This window comes from Planctobacterium sp. AWH2_060 (genome assembly GCF_056158425.1).
The window spans coordinates 4,937,117-4,952,832 of record NZ_JBSWTG010000001.1 but is presented as its reverse complement, the minus strand read 5'-3'; the positions used below and the strand labels follow the sequence as shown (position 1 = coordinate 4,952,832).

The window sequence follows — 15,716 nt, the reverse complement described above, 5'->3', positions numbered from 1 at the left end:
CACTCACAATATAAAACGAAACTACATGTCTTCTATATCTAGTTCTGCGTTAAACGCATCCCAGCAATTTACTGCCGTTGTTCCTGCTGCGGGGGTCGGTAGTCGCATGGGCGCGTCGATTCCCAAACAATACTTGCCACTGGGCGAGAGCTCTGTGCTGGAGCACACTCTGGAGCGCCTGATCAGCCATCCCAACATCAATAAAATCCTGTTGGTACTGGGGCCAGAAGATCAACATTTCCACAATTTAGCAGTCAGTAAAATGCCCTGGATACAACGAGTCAGCGGAGGCAAAGAGCGCTCCGACTCGGTTTTAAATGGCTTAAATGCCTGCACAGATGACTGGGTTTTAGTGCATGATGCCGCCAGACCTTGTGTGCGACATGAGGATATCAGCCGTTTGCTGACACTGGCGGATGGCTCATCAGGGGGAATTCTGGCCAAAAGAGCGACGGATACTATCAAACTCGCTGCAGACAACAGCGAACAGGGCTCAGTCAGAGTCAAAGAAAGTTTGCCAAGAGCATTGATCTGGCAAGCCCTGACACCCCAGTTCTTTCCCCGTCAACAATTAATCGAAGCGCTCAGATGGTGTCAGCAACATAACATTGCGGTAACCGATGAAGCCTCAGCAATAGAAACAACCGGTGCCGAGGTGCATCTCATAGACGGTGCACCGGACAATATTAAAATTACTCACCCCGGCGATCTGGCGCTGGCACAATTTTATCTGCAACAACAAACAAAGGATGAACAATGCTCAGAATAGGCCATGGTTTTGATGTCCACAAATTTGGTGGTGAAGGTCCCATCATTATCGGTGGAGAAAAAATACCCTATGAGCAAGGGTTACTGGCCCACTCCGACGGTGACGTGTTATTACATGCAGTCTGTGACGCAATTTTAGGGGCTTTAGCCCTGGGCGATATAGGGCACCATTTTCCAGACACCGATGACGCTTACAAAGGCGCAGACAGCAGGCAACTGTTAAAATCGGTGTTTCAACAGGCGCAGAATTTGGGATACCAGATTAACAACCTGGACTGCACCATCATTGCTCAGGCACCCAAAATGGCCCCGCACATTGACGCTATCCGACAAAATATTGCTGCCGACTTATCCTCTGACATCAGTCAGATTAACGTCAAAGCCACCACCACGGAAAAATTGGGTTACACGGGGCGCAAAGAAGGTATCGCCTGTCACGCTGTTGTCCTTTTAATCCAAAACAAATAACTATATACCCAAATCACCTCAAGATACTGTTTCAGAGCTATCACAGCGCTTTCAGTACAAGGCGCATGTGAGAAGGAATGTAGGCTACCTTTCAAACACATGCAACACAGTAATGGAAGTGCTGTGTTGCTACCGAAGGGCGTGGCTAAAAAACGTTTATACTGCATTAAAATGACTTGACGTGAGAGCAACCATGCCTACGTCATTTTTATTTGTCTAAACGTTTTTTATCTCACGCTGAAAGCTAGCATCTTGAGGTGATTTGGGTATAGTGGCATTAATGAATCACTTCCCCAACATCCATCATTGGCACTATCTACACGGTAAACCAGCAGGCAGCGCCACCTTAAAAGCGGAACCCGCACATTTTCAGGTGAATGAGGTATTGCCCTTTGCACCATCAGATGAGGGTGAGCATCTGTTTCTGCAAATCCGAAAAACCGGTCTGAATACCGGGTATCTGGCTCAGCAACTGGCTGACTTTTACAAGGTCAAAGAGCGCGATGTGGGTTATGCCGGGCGCAAAGACAAACACGCCGTTACCACCCAATGGTTTAGTGTCTGGTTGCCGAAACAAAACAATGAAACACCATCCCCCTTTTCTTACGAAGGTTGTGAGGTGCTGCAAAGTCAGTGGCATCACAAAAAGCTTAGAACCGGCAACTTGTCCCACAATGAGTTCAGCATTCTCCTGACCGATGTTCAGGCAACTGAAAACTTGCAAGAACGCCTGGCGAAAATCGAAAAACACGGTGTCCCTAATTACTTCGGACCTCAGCGATTTGGCAATATCAACGCAGCAGGTATCGCCGGTAACCTGGCACTGGCAGAGTTTCTACTAAAGGGACAAACCATTCGCAAACGAGAAAAGCGCAATATGGCTATTTCAGCGCTTCGTTCATGGTTGTTCAACCAGGCAGTAAGTGACCGCTTACAGACTTTTAGCACACAAGCACAAAAAGGCGATGTATTTAGCTTAACCGGCAGCAATAGCTTTTTTCTTGCTGACACTATCGATGAACAAATTGAGCAGCGTCTGAATACCCGGGACATCCAGTTATCCGCACCTTTATGGGGACAGGGTAATCTGCCTTCCGGCGACGTCATGTTTGATTTGGAAACTCAGTTACAAAACGACTATCCAGAAATTTGCCATACCCTGTCACAGCTAGGTTTAAAACAGGAAAGAAGAAAGCTATTACTTTTCCCGGAACAATTAACCTGCCAACAATCAGAGGGTGAAATAAGACTCAACTTTTCCCTGCCTTCGGGTTGTTTTGCGACGTCAGTCATTAGAGAATTACTTCAGCTAAACTAATCACCGGAGCCTCCATGAGAATATTACTTAGTAACGATGACAGTGTCTTTGCTAAGGGACTGCGCGTCCTGCACGAACACCTTAGCCAACAACACGAATGCGTGGTTGTGGCCCCGGACAGAAACTGCAGTGGCGCCAGCAATGCGCTTTCGCTGTTACAACCGTTGCGAATTCAGGAAATGGATAACGGTTTTTTCATGGTCAATGGTACACCTTCTGACTGCGTGCACCTTGCAGTAAATCAATTTTTAGAGGAAGATCCACAATTAGTGGTCTCTGGCATCAACCACGGTGCCAATCTCGGTGATGACGTCATTTATTCCGGAACTGTGGCTGCAGCAACGGAAGGTCGTTATATGGGGCTTCCGGCAATTGCAGTATCGCTGGCGCAAAAGGATGGTGAACATTTCGAAACTGCCGCTTTGGTGGTATTGCAAATTATTAATCATCTGGCAGAGCACCCATTGCCACCGGATCAGATTTTAAACATCAATGTGCCCGATGTACCTTATGCAGAGCTTAAAGGACTTCAGGTAACACGCCAGGGCAGACGACATCGCTCGGAATCCATGGTTAAATCTAAGGATGCTTTTGGTCGGGAAATATACTGGTACGGTGCAGTAGGCCAGGAGCAGGATGCGGGTGAAGGAACAGATTTTTATGCGGTAGCCAATAATTATTGCTCCGTAACACCGCTCAGTGTAGACATGACGGCTTACCAGAGCCTCGACAATATGAAAAACTGGATAGAAAAACTCTAAGAATGGTACAGGCAACACGAACTCTTAATCGCCGGGGAGAAACCCTGGCACAATTGCTGTTTCAGGACGGCATACGCAATTCAATGGTATTAAAGGCCATAGCAAGCACCCCAAGGGAGCTGTTTTTGCCAGAAGCGTTGCAACACAAAGCTTATCAAAATACCGCATTGCCTATAGGTCAGGGACAAACTATCTCTCAGCCTTATATCGTGGCGAAAATGACCGAAATTCTATTAAGCGGGCCAACTCCAGCGCAAAAAATTCTGGAAATTGGTACAGGTTCGGGTTACCAGTGCGCGATTCTGGCCCAGTTGTTTCAGGAAGTGTACTCGGTAGAACGCATCAAATCCTTGCAGTTTCAGGCGAAACGCCGCATGCAAAAACTGGATTTACACAACATAAAAATGAAACATGGCGATGGCTGGGAAGGATGGGCCAGCAAAGGTCCCTATGACGCCATCATGGTAACTGCTGCAGCCAGCTCATTACCTCAGGCGCTGTTACATCAACTGGCACCGGGTGGCCAGCTTATTATTCCACTGGGAACCGACCACCAGCAGCTTAAGGTCTACCGTCGCGACGGTGACAACATTTCCGAACAGGTAGTTGAAAATGTGCGTTTTGTACCGTTAGTACCAGGTGAGCTACTTTGAAAATTTTCGAATTTTGTTATGACAAAACTATGCACTGGGCCAAACATCAAAACGCCCAGTGGTATTTAGGTAGCATGAGCTTCGCAGAGTCGGTGTTTTTCCCCATTCCACCGGATGTGATGCTGGCCCCTATGTCCCTGTCCCGCCCCGACAAAGCCTGGTGGTATGCGTTTGTTACTACGGTGGGTTCAGTTTTGGGTGGCATATTGGGCTTTATCCTTGGCTGGTTTGCGTTCGAAGGATTGATTCAACCTCTGGTTGAGCAATGGGGTTATCAGGCCAAACTGGATCACGCCATGCAATGGTTTTCTGAATATGGCATCTGGGTAGTGTTTTTGGCGGGATTCACGCCGATCCCCTATAAGGTGTTTACCATTAGTGCCGGTGCCATGCACATGGCCTTTATTCCGTTTATCATTGCATCCACTATAGGACGTGGTGCGCGTTTCTTTCTGGTTGCCGGTTTAATGTATTGGGGCGGCGCCCCTTTTGAGAAAAAATTACGGCAGCACATAGATACCTTGGGATGGGCAACTATTTTGCTCGCCGTTTTAGCCTATTTTATGTTGCGTTAAAGGAGTCGCAGAGTGTCTCGTCATAACTTGATCCTCTGCCTTTCACTTTGCCTTGGCTGGCTGTCAGGCTGTGCCTCAAACAGTAATCCTGCCCCGGTTGTTAAACTCAATACCCATAAAGATTATAGTGCTATAAACAAGGGCAGCCTTAAAGCAAAAAATTATATAGTCAAAAAAGGCGATACCCTTTACTCAATTGCCTTCCAGGCGGGCAAAGATTTTCGCGAGCTGGCTCACATCAATAACATCTCCGCGCCTTATAGCATCTACCCTGGACAGCAATTAAGCCTGGTTGCGTCAAAAAAGCGACAAGAGAAAAAATCTTCCACAACAACTGGTCCGACCTCAAAAAAGCAAGCAAATCAACCAGTTGACCCCCCAAAAAAGCAGGCGTATGGTGGACATTATGTTAAGGAGAAGTTAAGACCCGAGGCGTTTCCACAGAAGGTAAACAAATGGGTCTGGCCAACAAGCGGTAGCTTGGTAGGCAAATTCTCACTTAGCGAAGTAGGAAACAAAGGCATCGATATCAGCAATAAGCGTGGAGCCATAATTAAGGCTGCGGCTGACGGTAAAGTGGTGTATACCGGCAAGGCGTTGCGAGGGTATGGTAACTTGATCATTATCAAGCATACTGACTCCTTCTTAAGTGCTTATGCTCACAACGATGTATTGTTAGTTAAGGAACAACAATGGGTGAAAGCTGGAGAGCAAATAGCCCGAATGGGAAGTGACGACACCGGCCAGGTGATTCTGCATTTTGAAATCAGATACAAAGGCAAATCGGTGGACCCACTACGTTACTTACCCAAAAGATGATTTAAGAACAATAATAATAATAGATGACGTGGGAAGGGTATAAACGATAATCCATGACAGGAGAATTTCACTCATGGCCAATAATAGTACCTCAGTCATTGAACTTGCCTCAGAGAATCTGGATGATGATGTTACAGAGATGGAAGTCGAGGAAATAGATCAAAGTGACGCACTCGAAGACATTCTTGCCAACCAGGAAGATATTCAAAAGAACCTTGACGCTACACAACTTTATTTGGGCGAAATAGGATTTTCCCCGCTACTCACCGCAGAAGAAGAAGTTTATTTTGCGCGACGCGCACTTAAAGGTGACGAAGCCTCCAGAAAGCGCATGATCGTAAGTAACCTGCGCCTGGTCGTTAAAATTGCTCGCCGCTACAACAATCGAGGCCTTGCACTTTTAGACCTTATTGAAGAGGGTAATCTGGGTCTTATCCGTGCCGTCGAAAAATTCGATCCGGAGCGAGGATTCCGCTTCTCAACCTATGCTACATGGTGGATTCGCCAAACCATTGAAAGAGCTATCATGAATCAAACGAGAACGATTCGTTTGCCGATTCATGTAGTAAAAGAACTCAACGTATATCTGCGCGCAGCCAGAGAGTTGGCGCAAAAACTGGATCACGAGCCAACTGCTGAGGAAATCGCAGAGGCGCTGCAAAAGCCTGTCAAAGATGTTGCTAAGATGCTGCGTTTGAATGAGCGCATTACATCTGTCGACACCCCAATTGGCAGTGAAAACGACAAGGCGTTATTAGACGTAATCGCCGATGAACGTGGCAGCGGCCCGGAAGACGAAGTACAGGATAATGATATCCGCTGTAACATCGTTGAATGGCTGGGTGAACTTAATCCCAAACAAAGAGAAGTGCTAGCCAGACGCTTCGGTTTACTGGGCTATGAACCCTCGACACTGGAAGACGTTGGCGCTGAAATTGGACTTACCCGTGAACGTGTCAGACAAATTCAGGTAGAGGCGCTACGCCGCTTACGTGAAATTCTGTCACAACAAGGACTAAGTCTGGAATCACTGTTTAACAAACTGTCCTGAGAAATTTGTTTGGCCGGGCCAGGAGCCCGGCTGACGAATTAGTCAGACGTTATAAAAGTACTTTTTGCTGAACCCTGTGACTTTAAAAACACCTAACGAGCGTACCAAATTATCTCAATATTTTTTCCGGATGAGATATCGTGACAGAGCTGCGATAGCAGCTCTGATCGCGACATAAATTAAAGCCAAAAAAAGCACCTTCATCCGCTTTTGAAGATTCCAGGCACTGGCTGACATTAACAGATTGATCGCATCGCCCAAACTATCTCTTAACCAGTTGCGGCTAAGGCGAAAGTCCTGTTTCAGATGCCCTATAATCGGCTCTATCGCTGCTCTCTTCTGACACAACTTTCGTTTCTTCTGACGCTGATACGCGTTGTCTCTTTTTAGCGGCGGTTTGGGAAGCAGAACCTCTTCGCAAACATACTGCTGTGCTCCGCGATAGCCTCTGTCTGCTATTGCCATTGCTATCGGGTTCTTCCGATGTTGACGGGCATGTTTCAGAGCCGATTCCAGCGTTTTGCTGTCATGGATGTTTTCGTCATGACTTGCCACACCGATGATGACCTGTCCTTCTAAAGTGGATACCACGGAGGCTTTTCTGCCGTATTCGTATGGTTTATGGTCCTTACCTTTGCCAACACAATACACCCCCGGCTCATGCAGGCTGTAGATCTTGTTTTTGTCTTTGGGTTGTTGTGCCAGCACTTTTTCATACAGAGCAAAGTTATCCTTCTGTTCTGACAGGAGTTGTGCAGGCAATTTACGTTGCAATTCTCTGAGTAGTGTTCCTGCGATAGTGCGCAGACGTTTCAGGGCTCTTCTGGCTTTTCCCCGTACTTTGGGGTGACGAAAGTGGCGACACTGTAAACGTAACTCTTTGACTTCTTTCACATAAGTCCGGCGTTGCTTTACACCGTGTTTTTTAGCCAGCTTATTGAGCCGATTGATGATCTTAATGGCGAGTTTTGTGTCCGTGGGATAAGTGATGGCTTTTTCCTGTACCGTGGTATCGACGAGTACTTTATCTTCTTCCACATCCTGTTGATGTAATGCCACAGAAACAGCAAAAATGGCGTTGATACCCTCTTCTCCAATCCGCTGGCGGAAAGCCGTGATTTCGGTGCGGCAACAGGGTGGCTCAGTCTGAAAAGCGACTTCCCCACAAAACGCCTGGTAATAAGGATTCATCATCCATTGAGCGATGGTATTGTCATCACTGAGGTTGTACATCTGTTTCAACATCAACAGACCACACATGAGCCGGATGGGTTTCCCGGGGCGGCCTTTATCACTGTAAAACACGGATAACTTTTCATTCAGAAAATCCCAGTCAATTTCATCGGCGAGCAACAATAGTGGATGTTTTTCGTCGAGCTGAGAAATGAGGTCAAAAAAGCCACTTTGTCGTGAAGTTTTGGGGCTGTCTTTTATCATAAAACCGTAGTCTGTTTCGACCAGAAACTGATGTTAATTTTACCAGGTTCGGTCGAAGTAGACCAGGCTTTAAGGAAGATTAATTATAAATATCAATGAGATATGTTTTTATAACGGCTGACGAATTACCGTATTTTGACAACCCTGTAGGTCGGATTTTAATCCGACACTGTTGTTAAATCCCATCCTGTAGGCCGAGATTTATTCCGAAACGGTTGTTAAATCCCATCCTGTAGGCCGAAATTTATTCCGATAAGGTTCTGTAGGTCGGAGTTTATTCCGACGACTTTGCCATATCCAGTCACCATCCTTCGATTGATAATAAATCTACAACGCATATTCATAAACAGAATAATAGTGGCAAGCGCCTCCCAGCATCACCATAATATGGAAAATAGCATGGGTATAAGGCAGACTTTTAAAGGAATACAAAACCGCCCCCAGCGTATAAGCTACGCCGCCAGCAGCAAGCCAAAACAGACCTGGAGCAGCCAAGTTTGCGAATAAGGTTTTACCAGCAAACAAAATGATCCACCCCATAAACAGATAAACCCCGGTGGAAAGCAACTTAAAACGCCCGGTAAAAAACAGCTTCAGAATAATGCCAGTCACCGCTAATCCCCAACTGACACCAAAAATCCACCAGCCCGTTGCCCCCGTTAAAACCAACAAGGCAAATGGGGTATAAGTACCTGCGATAAAGACAAAAATGGCACAGTGATCAAACACTCGCAACCTTGCGCGTGCATTAGGCGTACTAGCTCGGTGATACAGTGTCGAAGCCAGAAAAAGCAGTATCATACTGCTGCCAAAAATAGTCACAGAAACCAATTCCATAACGCCCAAAGATAAACTTTTTTTCAGTAGCAAAGCTAAGCCAACAATGGCCAATAAGAATCCCAAAAAGTGAGACCAGATATTTATTAATTCTTCACGACGGGAATAGCTTTCAGCCTGTACCATAAAATTAATCCTGTTTCTCAGTGTCGGCCGGAAACAACTTTTTAAAGGAAAATGCCTGTGCAGATTCGCCATACTGACGCAACCAGGCTAATTTTTCTTTCGCTTCGGATAAGCTTGGCTGATGGCCAGCAGGTATCCACCAAAGCACATAGGTAGCTTCTTTTACTGGTTCAAACCACTCTTTCTTGCGTTTTAAAAACTGCGCATGTTCGGTTTTAAACAAAAAGTTTTTCAGAGATTCTGGATCTTGCCAGACGGTTAAATTAGCGATGATTCTGGGGTCATCATAGACGGGAATAGCGGTTGCATTTCCCGAGTCATCTTTCATTCGCCAAACAAAACCTGGGGATTGCTCACCCAGTTGATTAATACGCTCCAGATTATCAACAAAATCTTTCATAACTGGAGAATCCATATCGGCCAGTGCCGTGGCAATATTAAGTTGTGCTAAATGGAACTGAGACATAGTGAAAACCCTGACATATTTTTGCGCTTTACCTTACCCTTTTTATAATTAAGTTGATACGCCATCTTTGTAAAAAATGACTTGCAGAAGCCGACGTGGGCCTTACAATCAAACCTCTTATCCCAATTAAACCAGATTATGGCAAATTTTAAGCAACATGGATCGTTTGAAGCCCATCTGGTGGGCAAGATCATTGTATTCAAGGGCACCGGTCCATGGAACCTGGAATCAATGAACGCCGCTGCAGATGAATTTATCGCATTAACAAAACCGCTTTATGGCGCCCCCTGGGGCATGGTGGGTGATTTTTACGGTCAGCCGGTACATGTTCCGGAAGCGGCAAACAGACTGGTTGAAATCGTTAAGCAGGAAAAGCAAGTAGGAAGAGTGGCAACAGGCCTGGTGGTAACACACAGTGATGCCCCCTTGATGGGTCAAAAGCATCTCAGTGAAATATATGGTAAAGCAGGTGAACCCCACGACTTTTTCGACAGTGTCGATGAGGCAATTGAATGGGTAAATAAAAAGATTACTGCTGCTGAATAAAACTGTTTTTCAATATTTCAAGCTCCCGCTGATAACCTTCTCTACTAAAATTCTCCGACAACCTATTCATAAAGCCATGATTAAATTTTGTCTGGCGGATGCTGGTATTTTGTCTGCCCTGCAATGCTGTCATTAATTCTGCTACGCTAAAGTGAGACTCACTGGCAGGAAAAATCAATTCCAGCGGAAATTGAGGGGTTAGTGCGTGGTTGTTGCGGATCTGACTACCATAATACCCCTTGGCCAGCCGTATTTTGCCAGGCTCAACCTGCTCGGACAACTGCCATATCGCAGAGGCCCCCACACTAAAGCCCAAAAGAAATACTGGCTCAGTTATCTTGCTGAGTTCTTGAAACAAGTGCTGAGTATACTGCGCCAGCCCTACCCTATCGCAAAAATATTGATAGGCATCTTGCTCTGTATTAAAAGAAGGCGTGGTATCGTGATAAGGGTGGATAATGCTCGCGTTTGTATCGATGGCTTCAGCAAGTTTTCGCAGAGCCAGTGTATCACCAAAAATATCGGAAACAAGCATTAAACGCATATTAAATAAGTTCCAGAAACAAAAAAGGTGGCCAGTGGGCCACCTTAAAATATCAGTTTATCAGAATGCGTAGCGCAGGTTGACCGTGTACAGGTCGGCGTCTTCTGCTACTCCATAGCTCACACCAGCAGCAAAGTTATCGGTGAAGTAATAACGTCCTTCGACTGTAAAGATTGTGTCATCTTCGTCAATGTCAATATAAGCAATAGAACCGCCCAACTCAAAAGCGTCGGTTAACATTGAACGTACACCAACCGTCACACCATAACCATTATCGCTCTCTGATTCGCCAGCACCGGACACATCAGCATACTCGTAAGTAAGTGTTCCATAAAGGTCAGTAGTGGGGGAAATACCATAGCGGTAACCCACACCTGCACTGATGGAGTCCAAATCCAGGTCAATACCAAAAACATCTTCACTCAACGCTGTGTAATCTGCCGTCAAAAAGACATTTTCAGTTAGCAGTGCAGAGCCTGACAAACCAAAACCATCTGGCTCAAAGTCAGTGTCATCGATCTCTGCTTTAATATAGCTTAATTCAACCAAATCCCAGCCAGGAGAGTTCGCAAAAGCAGAGCCGGAAAACAGTAACGCAACGGAAAGGCCTAATAGTGACTTCTTCATAAAAAATTCCTTAATAAGTGTGTGTGGAAAACCGGTCCTCTTGACCGGACGCGCATTATAACCATCTGCATATTGCTGTATATCACCAATCTGCAAGCAATTATTTCCGCGTTAATATTTATCTCACAACACGGATAAATATTTGAAGGTGAGTATGGGACAGCGATTCTGAAGCGCAGCTTAACAATTGATGACTCATTTCGATAAGCGCGTTTCTGCTCATGATCTAGTAAATGGGGGACTGATTTATCCAGACTTGGAACGCTACAGCAACGAGGAATTTAAAAAGATTAGAATGGGTGTCATGTTTAGATTTCGATGTTTAGATTTCATGTTTAGATTGCGCTCAGGCCAATACCAACCATCACCTGTTCGACGCGTGGAGATTGATAAACCCGATGGTGGTAAACGCCAATTGGGTATCCCGACCATCGTTGACCGCGTGATCCAGCAAGCCATTGCCCAGTGTTAACGCCTGTTTTCGATCCCACTTTCTCAGACAACAGCTTTGGGTTCAGGCCACACCGAAACGGGCAACAGTCGGTGAAACAGGTCCGAGACATTATCAAAACGGGATGCCGTTTTGCTGTGGATGTCGACCTGTCATGAAACCGTTCTCTGATGTTTTTCTTCCCAGAAATTTAGAAAAAACTAATGGCGAGATTTGAGATTTGAAATTTGAAATTTGAAAAAAGAGAGCTGAATGAATTTTAAAGTGGATGTCTTTTTATTTATTTTTATTTAGAAGTCTGTCAAAGTCAGTTCTATCACCAGAGATGTATGCTTGAAAACTACGCTTCTTTAAAAACTGAAGAGCTCGAAGCCTATGGTGACCATCCGTAACACAATAGCAGCAGTAAGTATCTTTGGAATTTATATTAACCGGAGCGATATCGCATCCGTTTCTGATTTCGTAAACCAATTTAGCAATAACTTTGGCGTGAATTGGATTATCGTTTAGTGTTGAATGGTTATCTGTTAAATTAGACCAGCTATCCGAAAGCTGAAAACAATCTAATTCTTCAGAATGCAACAGGCTTTCTATTTCTTCATCTGTCACGAATTGATACTGAAGATGCCTCCGTTCCATTTCCGGATGATCCCAGTCGTAGAGAGCATCAAATTCGATAACGCATTTTAATTTCTGAAACATCCTTACTTCCTACAAGAGTTCTAACTTCCCGCATAACGGGCAAAAATACGTAGGCTATAATACCGAGCGAAGCGAAGGGAGCCTACGTGTTTTTGTCCCTAGCGAGCGCAGCGAGAGTTTATGCGTTTGTTAGGTGCACTTATAGATCCCTTGCACTGCACTTTTAAAGCACTTGGCGTCCGCACATACATCAATCATTTCGTTAAGTTCGAATACTTGGTACTCGGGGCCACCACAACTTTCCTCAACCCTTCGATAAAAGTATTGATGTAAAGTCTCTGCACTATGGCCATAAAAAGAAAGAACTCTGAGCTGCACTCTGCCGTCTTGCAGCTCAACTTCTTCATATCCTTCGCCCAGTCCGAATTCGACGGGTTGGTAATTAAAGCACAACATGGACAGCCATCATAACTGTACTTCAGTACAGTTTCCAAGCTCAATGATTTGTGCAAAATAGAAGCTTCATTCATCCAACTCAGGAAGAGTTAACATGCCAAAAGCCAGGAAGGCACAAATCTGCCTTGAAGATACACCCTATTATCACTGCGTTTCTCGCTGTGTGCGCAGAGCCTATTTATGCGGGGAAGACAAACAAACCGGGGTTAGTTATGAATACCGTCGTCAGTGGGTTGAAGACCGTAGTTTTTACATGGACACCCACCATAACTGTACTTCAGTACTGAGTTTTTTACATGGACACCCATCATAACTGTACTTCAGTGAGTTTTTTACATGGACACCCATCATAACTGTACTTCAGTACAGTTTCCAAACTCAATGATTTGTGCAAAATAGAAGCTTCATTCATCAAACTCAGGAAGAGTTAACATGCCAAAAGCCAGGAAGGCACAAATCTGCCTTGAAGATACACCCTATTATCACTGCGTTTCTCGCTGTGTGCGGCGAGCTTTCTTGTGTGGCGAAGACAAGTTAACCGGAACCAGTTACGAGCACCGTCGTCAATGGGTTGAAGACCGTATTCACTTTCTTTCCCAGATATTTTCTATTGATGTCTGTGCCTATGCGGTAATGAGCAACCACACTCACCTGGTGTTGCACATTCACAAAGATTTATCTGACGGTTGGGATACCGAAGAAGTAATTCGCCGCTGGCACAGGCTAAGTAATGGCACATTACTGAGTCTCCTGTATTTGAATCCGGAACAACGAAAACAGATGCATAAATCTCAGCTGTTCACCGTTGAAGAAACCGCAGATATATGGCGGCAGCGACTGACGGATATCAGCTGGTTTATGCGCTACCTAAATGAATACATAGCCAGAGAAGCCAATAAGGAAGATAAGTGCACAGGTCGTTTCTGGGAGGGCAGATTCAAATCGCAGGCTTTGTTGGATGAAGCAGCGCTTGCAGCCTGCATGGCCTATGTAGATTTAAACCCCATCCGAGCTAAAATGGCTGAAACACCGGAAGAATCCGACCACACCAGTATTCAGTACCGCATCAATGCCGCCAAAGCCGGTAAAACACCTAAATTCCTGACACCTTTTGCCGGCAATATCAAAGAGGATATGCCCCATGGCTTGCCCTTTCACTTATCCGATTACCTGGAGTTGGTTGATATCACCGGCAGAGCTATTTTACCCAATAAACGCGGCTCCATTGAAGAATCAACACCTGCGATATTGGAACGCCTCAACCTCAAACCCGAGCAATGGCAGGAGCTCACCACCCAATTTGAAGTCTGTTTTCATCACGCTGCTGGCAGTGAATCTTATCTTGAAGCCTATCGACATCGACACAAACTAAAACGACTCAGAGATAAAAACACAGCTATCCGATTATTTGGCTGAGAGTAAGCCTCGAAAATCTAATTTTTAGCAGAATTATCGCAAGGTAAGGCCCTTTTATGGCTGAACCAGACTCATTGGCGATTCCAGCGAACCCAATTCCTTTTTCTCTGCATTAAATCACCGCCTTTAAGACCATTTACAACTGTTCCGGGATACTAATCAGTAAACAACCAACAAAATCACGAAAACTAGATCCCCACAACTTTAAGGTGGATGTCCTGTTTTAGTTCATTATCGGAAACCCCATATGTCACTGGTAAAACACTTGGAAATCATCCCGGATCCTCGCAAAGATATTAATCTCAAGCACAACCTTGTTGACGTTATTTTCCTGACGTTGTCCGCTGTACTTAGCGGAGCAGATGGCTGGAAAGCCATTGAAGAGTTTGGCGAAAGTCAGCTGGACTGGTTACGCCAACATCGCCGTTTTGAAAATGGTATCCCCAAACGACATTGTATTGCAGGAATTATTAAGGCACTGGACACAGAAATACTGTTACAGACAGTGTTTGGCTGGATTAACCAACGTAGGCAGACTTTAGGGCAATCGGTTATTGCTCTTGATGGTAAAACTATGCGAGGTGCCTGGCGGGAAGATGTGAGCAAAGCGTTACATGTCGTCAGTGCTTTTGATGTGAATTCCGGGATTGCTTTGTATCAGGACTGTTCCGACAACAAAGGCAATGAACGTGCTGTCGCCAGAAATGTGATTGAGGCGCTGGCCATGGAAGATGCCATTTATACGCTTGATGCACTGCATTGCCAGACAAACACCATGGAGACGATAGTCAAAGCTAAAAGTGACTTCGTTATTCAGTTAAAGGCGAATCAAAGCAAGCTCTTTGAGTATGTAAAAGAGAGTTTCACTGAACGATACAATGACGAAGCTCTCAATACCTTTACCCAGTCGAATCAGGGACATGGACGTCAGGAAAGCCGAACAGTAATGCAAATGAAAGCCGAACTGCCTGAAGAACTAAAAACAAAATGGCCACATATTCGTAGTATCATCGAGGTTGCCAGTGAACGTCAGCAGGGTGGTCAAACGAGCTATCATTCCCGCTGGTATGCAAGCTCATTAGCAGCTGATGCAGAGCAGTTCGCCCGTATCATCAGAGAGCACTGGTCAGTAGAAAACCAGTTACACTGGGTGCTTGATGTCGCTTTTCGCGAAGACCAGCTCAAAATAAGCGATCCTAACGGAGCAGCTCATATTGCGTTGTTCAATCGTGCATGTCTGAATCTGATAAAGCAACATCAGGGTAAAAAAGATAGCATAGCAGGTAAACGGCGGAGGGCAGCATGGAGTAGCAAATTCAGGACGGAATTACTGTTTGGTTAAAAAGTCAGCAAAGTACAATCCCGCCCTGGATCGAAACCAAACCAACGTGATTTTGTCTACATTGAACAGCTTTTAATATGCCAAGATATTGATTTATTTGCTGAAAAGTCTATTAAACAACTCTTCGGCTTTTTGCAGCCCCTCTTCAGTAAAAACGACCGATTTAGATTTACCAACCGGATCAAAAATTAATCCTTTTTCATGAAGCCGGTTAGTGACACCCCAATCAAGTCCTTTCCATGCGCGGTCGTGATCATGCAAAGTAAGATACAACAATGCTAAAGCGGCTTCATCAATCTTGTTTTCATCAATTTCCATTGCGGTTTCCTAATTTGATTTGGATGAGTTTTTTACATGGACACCCATCATAACTGTACTTCAGTACAGTTTCCAAGCTCAATGATTTGTGCAAA

General features: G+C 45.1%; 19 protein-coding genes and 1 pseudogene. 13 read left to right on the top strand and 7 right to left on the bottom strand.

The window, feature by feature from the left end; all coding sequences use genetic code 11:
* Positions 1-25 precede the first annotated feature (25 nt).
* From ispD to rpoS, 8 genes are all read left to right on the top strand, one after another.
* Positions 26-769, top strand: coding sequence for a 2-C-methyl-D-erythritol 4-phosphate cytidylyltransferase (gene ispD, locus ACXAD8_RS21410; protein ID WP_475232278.1), 744 nt, complete (start codon positions 26-28; stop codon positions 767-769).
* The gene (ispF, locus tag ACXAD8_RS21405; RefSeq protein WP_475232276.1) at positions 757-1,236 is read left to right on the top strand and encodes a 2-C-methyl-D-erythritol 2,4-cyclodiphosphate synthase; all 480 of its coding nucleotides are present in this window, start codon (positions 757-759) and stop codon (positions 1,234-1,236) included. Before ispD ends, ispF begins: the two co-directional genes overlap by 13 nt.
* A gap of 280 nt (positions 1,237-1,516) precedes the next feature.
* Positions 1,517-2,554 (top strand): tRNA pseudouridine(13) synthase TruD, encoded by a 1,038-nt coding sequence (gene truD, locus ACXAD8_RS21400; protein WP_475233052.1) that lies wholly within the window; start codon positions 1,517-1,519, stop codon positions 2,552-2,554.
* A 14-nt stretch (positions 2,555-2,568) separates the two neighbouring features.
* Complete coding sequence (surE, locus tag ACXAD8_RS21395; protein ID WP_475232274.1) at positions 2,569-3,315, top strand: 5'/3'-nucleotidase SurE; 747 nt, start codon at positions 2,569-2,571, stop codon at positions 3,313-3,315.
* A gap of 2 nt (positions 3,316-3,317) precedes the next feature.
* The gene (locus ACXAD8_RS21390) at positions 3,318-3,968 is read left to right on the top strand and encodes a protein-L-isoaspartate(D-aspartate) O-methyltransferase (RefSeq protein ID WP_475232272.1); all 651 of its coding nucleotides are present in this window, start codon (positions 3,318-3,320) and stop codon (positions 3,966-3,968) included.
* Positions 3,965-4,543: a YqaA family protein gene (locus ACXAD8_RS21385; RefSeq protein ID WP_475232270.1), complete on the top strand. Its 579-nt coding sequence runs from the start codon at positions 3,965-3,967 to the stop codon at positions 4,541-4,543. Before ACXAD8_RS21390 ends, ACXAD8_RS21385 begins: the two co-directional genes overlap by 4 nt.
* A gap of 12 nt (positions 4,544-4,555) precedes the next feature.
* A complete protein-coding gene (locus ACXAD8_RS21380; RefSeq protein WP_475232268.1) occupies positions 4,556-5,362 on the top strand; it encodes a peptidoglycan DD-metalloendopeptidase family protein in 807 nt (268 codons plus the stop codon).
* 73 nt (positions 5,363-5,435) lie between these two features.
* Entirely contained in the window at positions 5,436-6,413 is a 978-nt protein-coding gene (rpoS, locus tag ACXAD8_RS21375; protein WP_475232266.1) for an RNA polymerase sigma factor RpoS, read from the top strand.
* Positions 6,414-6,527: 114 nt separating this feature from the next.
* Here the strand turns inward: rpoS and ACXAD8_RS21370 are convergent, their stop codons facing one another.
* The 3 genes from ACXAD8_RS21370 to ACXAD8_RS21360 all read right to left on the bottom strand — a co-directional run bounded on the left by ACXAD8_RS21370 (position 6,528) and on the right by ACXAD8_RS21360 (position 9,279).
* A complete protein-coding gene (locus tag ACXAD8_RS21370; RefSeq protein WP_475232264.1) occupies positions 6,528-7,850 on the bottom strand; it encodes an IS5 family transposase in 1,323 nt (440 codons plus the stop codon).
* 327 nt (positions 7,851-8,177) lie between these two features.
* Positions 8,178-8,813: a PAQR family membrane homeostasis protein TrhA gene (gene trhA / locus ACXAD8_RS21365; RefSeq protein ID WP_475232262.1), complete on the bottom strand. Its 636-nt coding sequence runs from the start codon at positions 8,811-8,813 to the stop codon at positions 8,178-8,180.
* A gap of 4 nt (positions 8,814-8,817) precedes the next feature.
* A complete protein-coding gene (locus tag ACXAD8_RS21360) occupies positions 8,818-9,279 on the bottom strand; it encodes a DUF3291 domain-containing protein (protein ID WP_475232260.1) in 462 nt (153 codons plus the stop codon).
* A gap of 138 nt (positions 9,280-9,417) precedes the next feature.
* Here ACXAD8_RS21360 and ACXAD8_RS21355 point away from each other — a divergent pair, with 138 nt between their 5' ends.
* On the top strand, positions 9,418-9,825 hold the full coding sequence (locus ACXAD8_RS21355; protein ID WP_475232259.1) for a hypothetical protein: 408 nt from the start codon (positions 9,418-9,420) through the stop codon (positions 9,823-9,825).
* On the opposite strand, the gene ACXAD8_RS21350 is transcribed toward ACXAD8_RS21355, so the two are convergent.
* Together ACXAD8_RS21350 and ACXAD8_RS21345 are read right to left on the bottom strand one after the other, a co-directional pair.
* A complete protein-coding gene (locus tag ACXAD8_RS21350; RefSeq protein WP_475232257.1) occupies positions 9,809-10,369 on the bottom strand; it encodes a hypothetical protein in 561 nt (186 codons plus the stop codon). The two genes, ACXAD8_RS21355 and ACXAD8_RS21350, sit on opposite strands and share 17 nt — an antisense overlap.
* 60 nt (positions 10,370-10,429) lie before the next feature.
* Entirely contained in the window at positions 10,430-10,996 is a 567-nt protein-coding gene (locus ACXAD8_RS21345) for a porin family protein (protein ID WP_475232255.1), read from the bottom strand.
* A 304-nt stretch (positions 10,997-11,300) separates the two neighbouring features.
* Here ACXAD8_RS21345 and ACXAD8_RS21340 point away from each other — a divergent pair, with 304 nt between their 5' ends.
* Positions 11,301-11,468, top strand: a complete 168-nt coding sequence (locus ACXAD8_RS21340) for a hypothetical protein (RefSeq protein ID WP_475232253.1) — start codon at positions 11,301-11,303, stop codon at positions 11,466-11,468.
* A 255-nt stretch (positions 11,469-11,723) separates the two neighbouring features.
* Here ACXAD8_RS21340 and ACXAD8_RS21335 read toward each other — a convergent pair whose 3' ends face one another.
* Positions 11,724-12,149 carry a hypothetical protein gene (locus tag ACXAD8_RS21335; RefSeq protein ID WP_475232251.1) on the bottom strand — a complete coding sequence of 142 codons (426 nt, stop codon included), beginning with the start codon at positions 12,147-12,149 and terminating at the stop codon, positions 11,724-11,726.
* Positions 12,150-12,639: 490 nt separating this feature from the next.
* On the opposite strand from ACXAD8_RS21335, the pseudogene ACXAD8_RS21330 reads away from it, so the two are divergent.
* The 3 genes and pseudogenes from ACXAD8_RS21330 to ACXAD8_RS21320 all read left to right on the top strand — a co-directional run.
* Positions 12,640-12,807, top strand: a pseudogene (locus ACXAD8_RS21330) (transposase); the annotation flags it as partial.
* A 170-nt stretch (positions 12,808-12,977) separates the two neighbouring features.
* The gene (locus ACXAD8_RS21325; RefSeq protein WP_475232249.1) at positions 12,978-13,961 is read left to right on the top strand and encodes a transposase; all 984 of its coding nucleotides are present in this window, start codon (positions 12,978-12,980) and stop codon (positions 13,959-13,961) included.
* A 247-nt stretch (positions 13,962-14,208) separates the two neighbouring features.
* Complete coding sequence (locus ACXAD8_RS21320; protein ID WP_475231174.1) at positions 14,209-15,303, top strand: ISAs1 family transposase; 1,095 nt, start codon at positions 14,209-14,211, stop codon at positions 15,301-15,303.
* A gap of 93 nt (positions 15,304-15,396) precedes the next feature.
* Here the strand turns inward: ACXAD8_RS21320 and ACXAD8_RS21315 are convergent, their stop codons facing one another.
* Positions 15,397-15,621 carry a DUF6429 family protein gene (locus ACXAD8_RS21315; RefSeq protein ID WP_475232247.1) on the bottom strand — a complete coding sequence of 75 codons (225 nt, stop codon included), beginning with the start codon at positions 15,619-15,621 and terminating at the stop codon, positions 15,397-15,399.
* Between the last annotated feature and the right edge of the window lie 95 nt (positions 15,622-15,716).

What these genes read in the sequence shown, in the direction of transcription:
- ispD (WP_475232278.1), top strand. Translation starts at nt 26, where the DNA reads ATGTCTTCTATATCTAGTTCTGCGTTAAACGCATCCCAGCAATTTACT.
- ispF (WP_475232276.1), top strand. Translation starts at nt 757, where the DNA reads ATGCTCAGAATAGGCCATGGTTTTGATGTCCACAAATTTGGTGGTGAA.
- truD (WP_475233052.1), top strand. Translation starts at nt 1,517, where the DNA reads ATGAATCACTTCCCCAACATCCATCATTGGCACTATCTACACGGTAAA.
- surE (WP_475232274.1), top strand. Translation starts at nt 2,569, where the DNA reads ATGAGAATATTACTTAGTAACGATGACAGTGTCTTTGCTAAGGGACTG.
- ACXAD8_RS21390 (WP_475232272.1), top strand. Translation starts at nt 3,318, where the DNA reads ATGGTACAGGCAACACGAACTCTTAATCGCCGGGGAGAAACCCTGGCA.
- rpoS (WP_475232266.1), top strand. Translation starts at nt 5,436, where the DNA reads ATGGCCAATAATAGTACCTCAGTCATTGAACTTGCCTCAGAGAATCTG.
- ACXAD8_RS21370 (WP_475232264.1), bottom strand. Translation starts at nt 7,850, where the DNA reads ATGATAAAAGACAGCCCCAAAACTTCACGACAAAGTGGCTTTTTTGAC.
- trhA (WP_475232262.1), bottom strand. Translation starts at nt 8,813, where the DNA reads ATGGTACAGGCTGAAAGCTATTCCCGTCGTGAAGAATTAATAAATATC.
- ACXAD8_RS21360 (WP_475232260.1), bottom strand. Translation starts at nt 9,279, where the DNA reads ATGTCTCAGTTCCATTTAGCACAACTTAATATTGCCACGGCACTGGCC.
- ACXAD8_RS21355 (WP_475232259.1), top strand. Translation starts at nt 9,418, where the DNA reads ATGGCAAATTTTAAGCAACATGGATCGTTTGAAGCCCATCTGGTGGGC.
- ACXAD8_RS21350 (WP_475232257.1), bottom strand. Translation starts at nt 10,369, where the DNA reads ATGCGTTTAATGCTTGTTTCCGATATTTTTGGTGATACACTGGCTCTG.
- ACXAD8_RS21345 (WP_475232255.1), bottom strand. Translation starts at nt 10,996, where the DNA reads ATGAAGAAGTCACTATTAGGCCTTTCCGTTGCGTTACTGTTTTCCGGC.
- ACXAD8_RS21340 (WP_475232253.1), top strand. Translation starts at nt 11,301, where the DNA reads ATGTTTAGATTTCGATGTTTAGATTTCATGTTTAGATTGCGCTCAGGC.
- ACXAD8_RS21335 (WP_475232251.1), bottom strand. Translation starts at nt 12,149, where the DNA reads ATGTTTCAGAAATTAAAATGCGTTATCGAATTTGATGCTCTCTACGAC.
- ACXAD8_RS21325 (WP_475232249.1), top strand. Translation starts at nt 12,978, where the DNA reads ATGCCAAAAGCCAGGAAGGCACAAATCTGCCTTGAAGATACACCCTAT.
- ACXAD8_RS21320 (WP_475231174.1), top strand. Translation starts at nt 14,209, where the DNA reads ATGTCACTGGTAAAACACTTGGAAATCATCCCGGATCCTCGCAAAGAT.
- ACXAD8_RS21315 (WP_475232247.1), bottom strand. Translation starts at nt 15,621, where the DNA reads ATGGAAATTGATGAAAACAAGATTGATGAAGCCGCTTTAGCATTGTTG.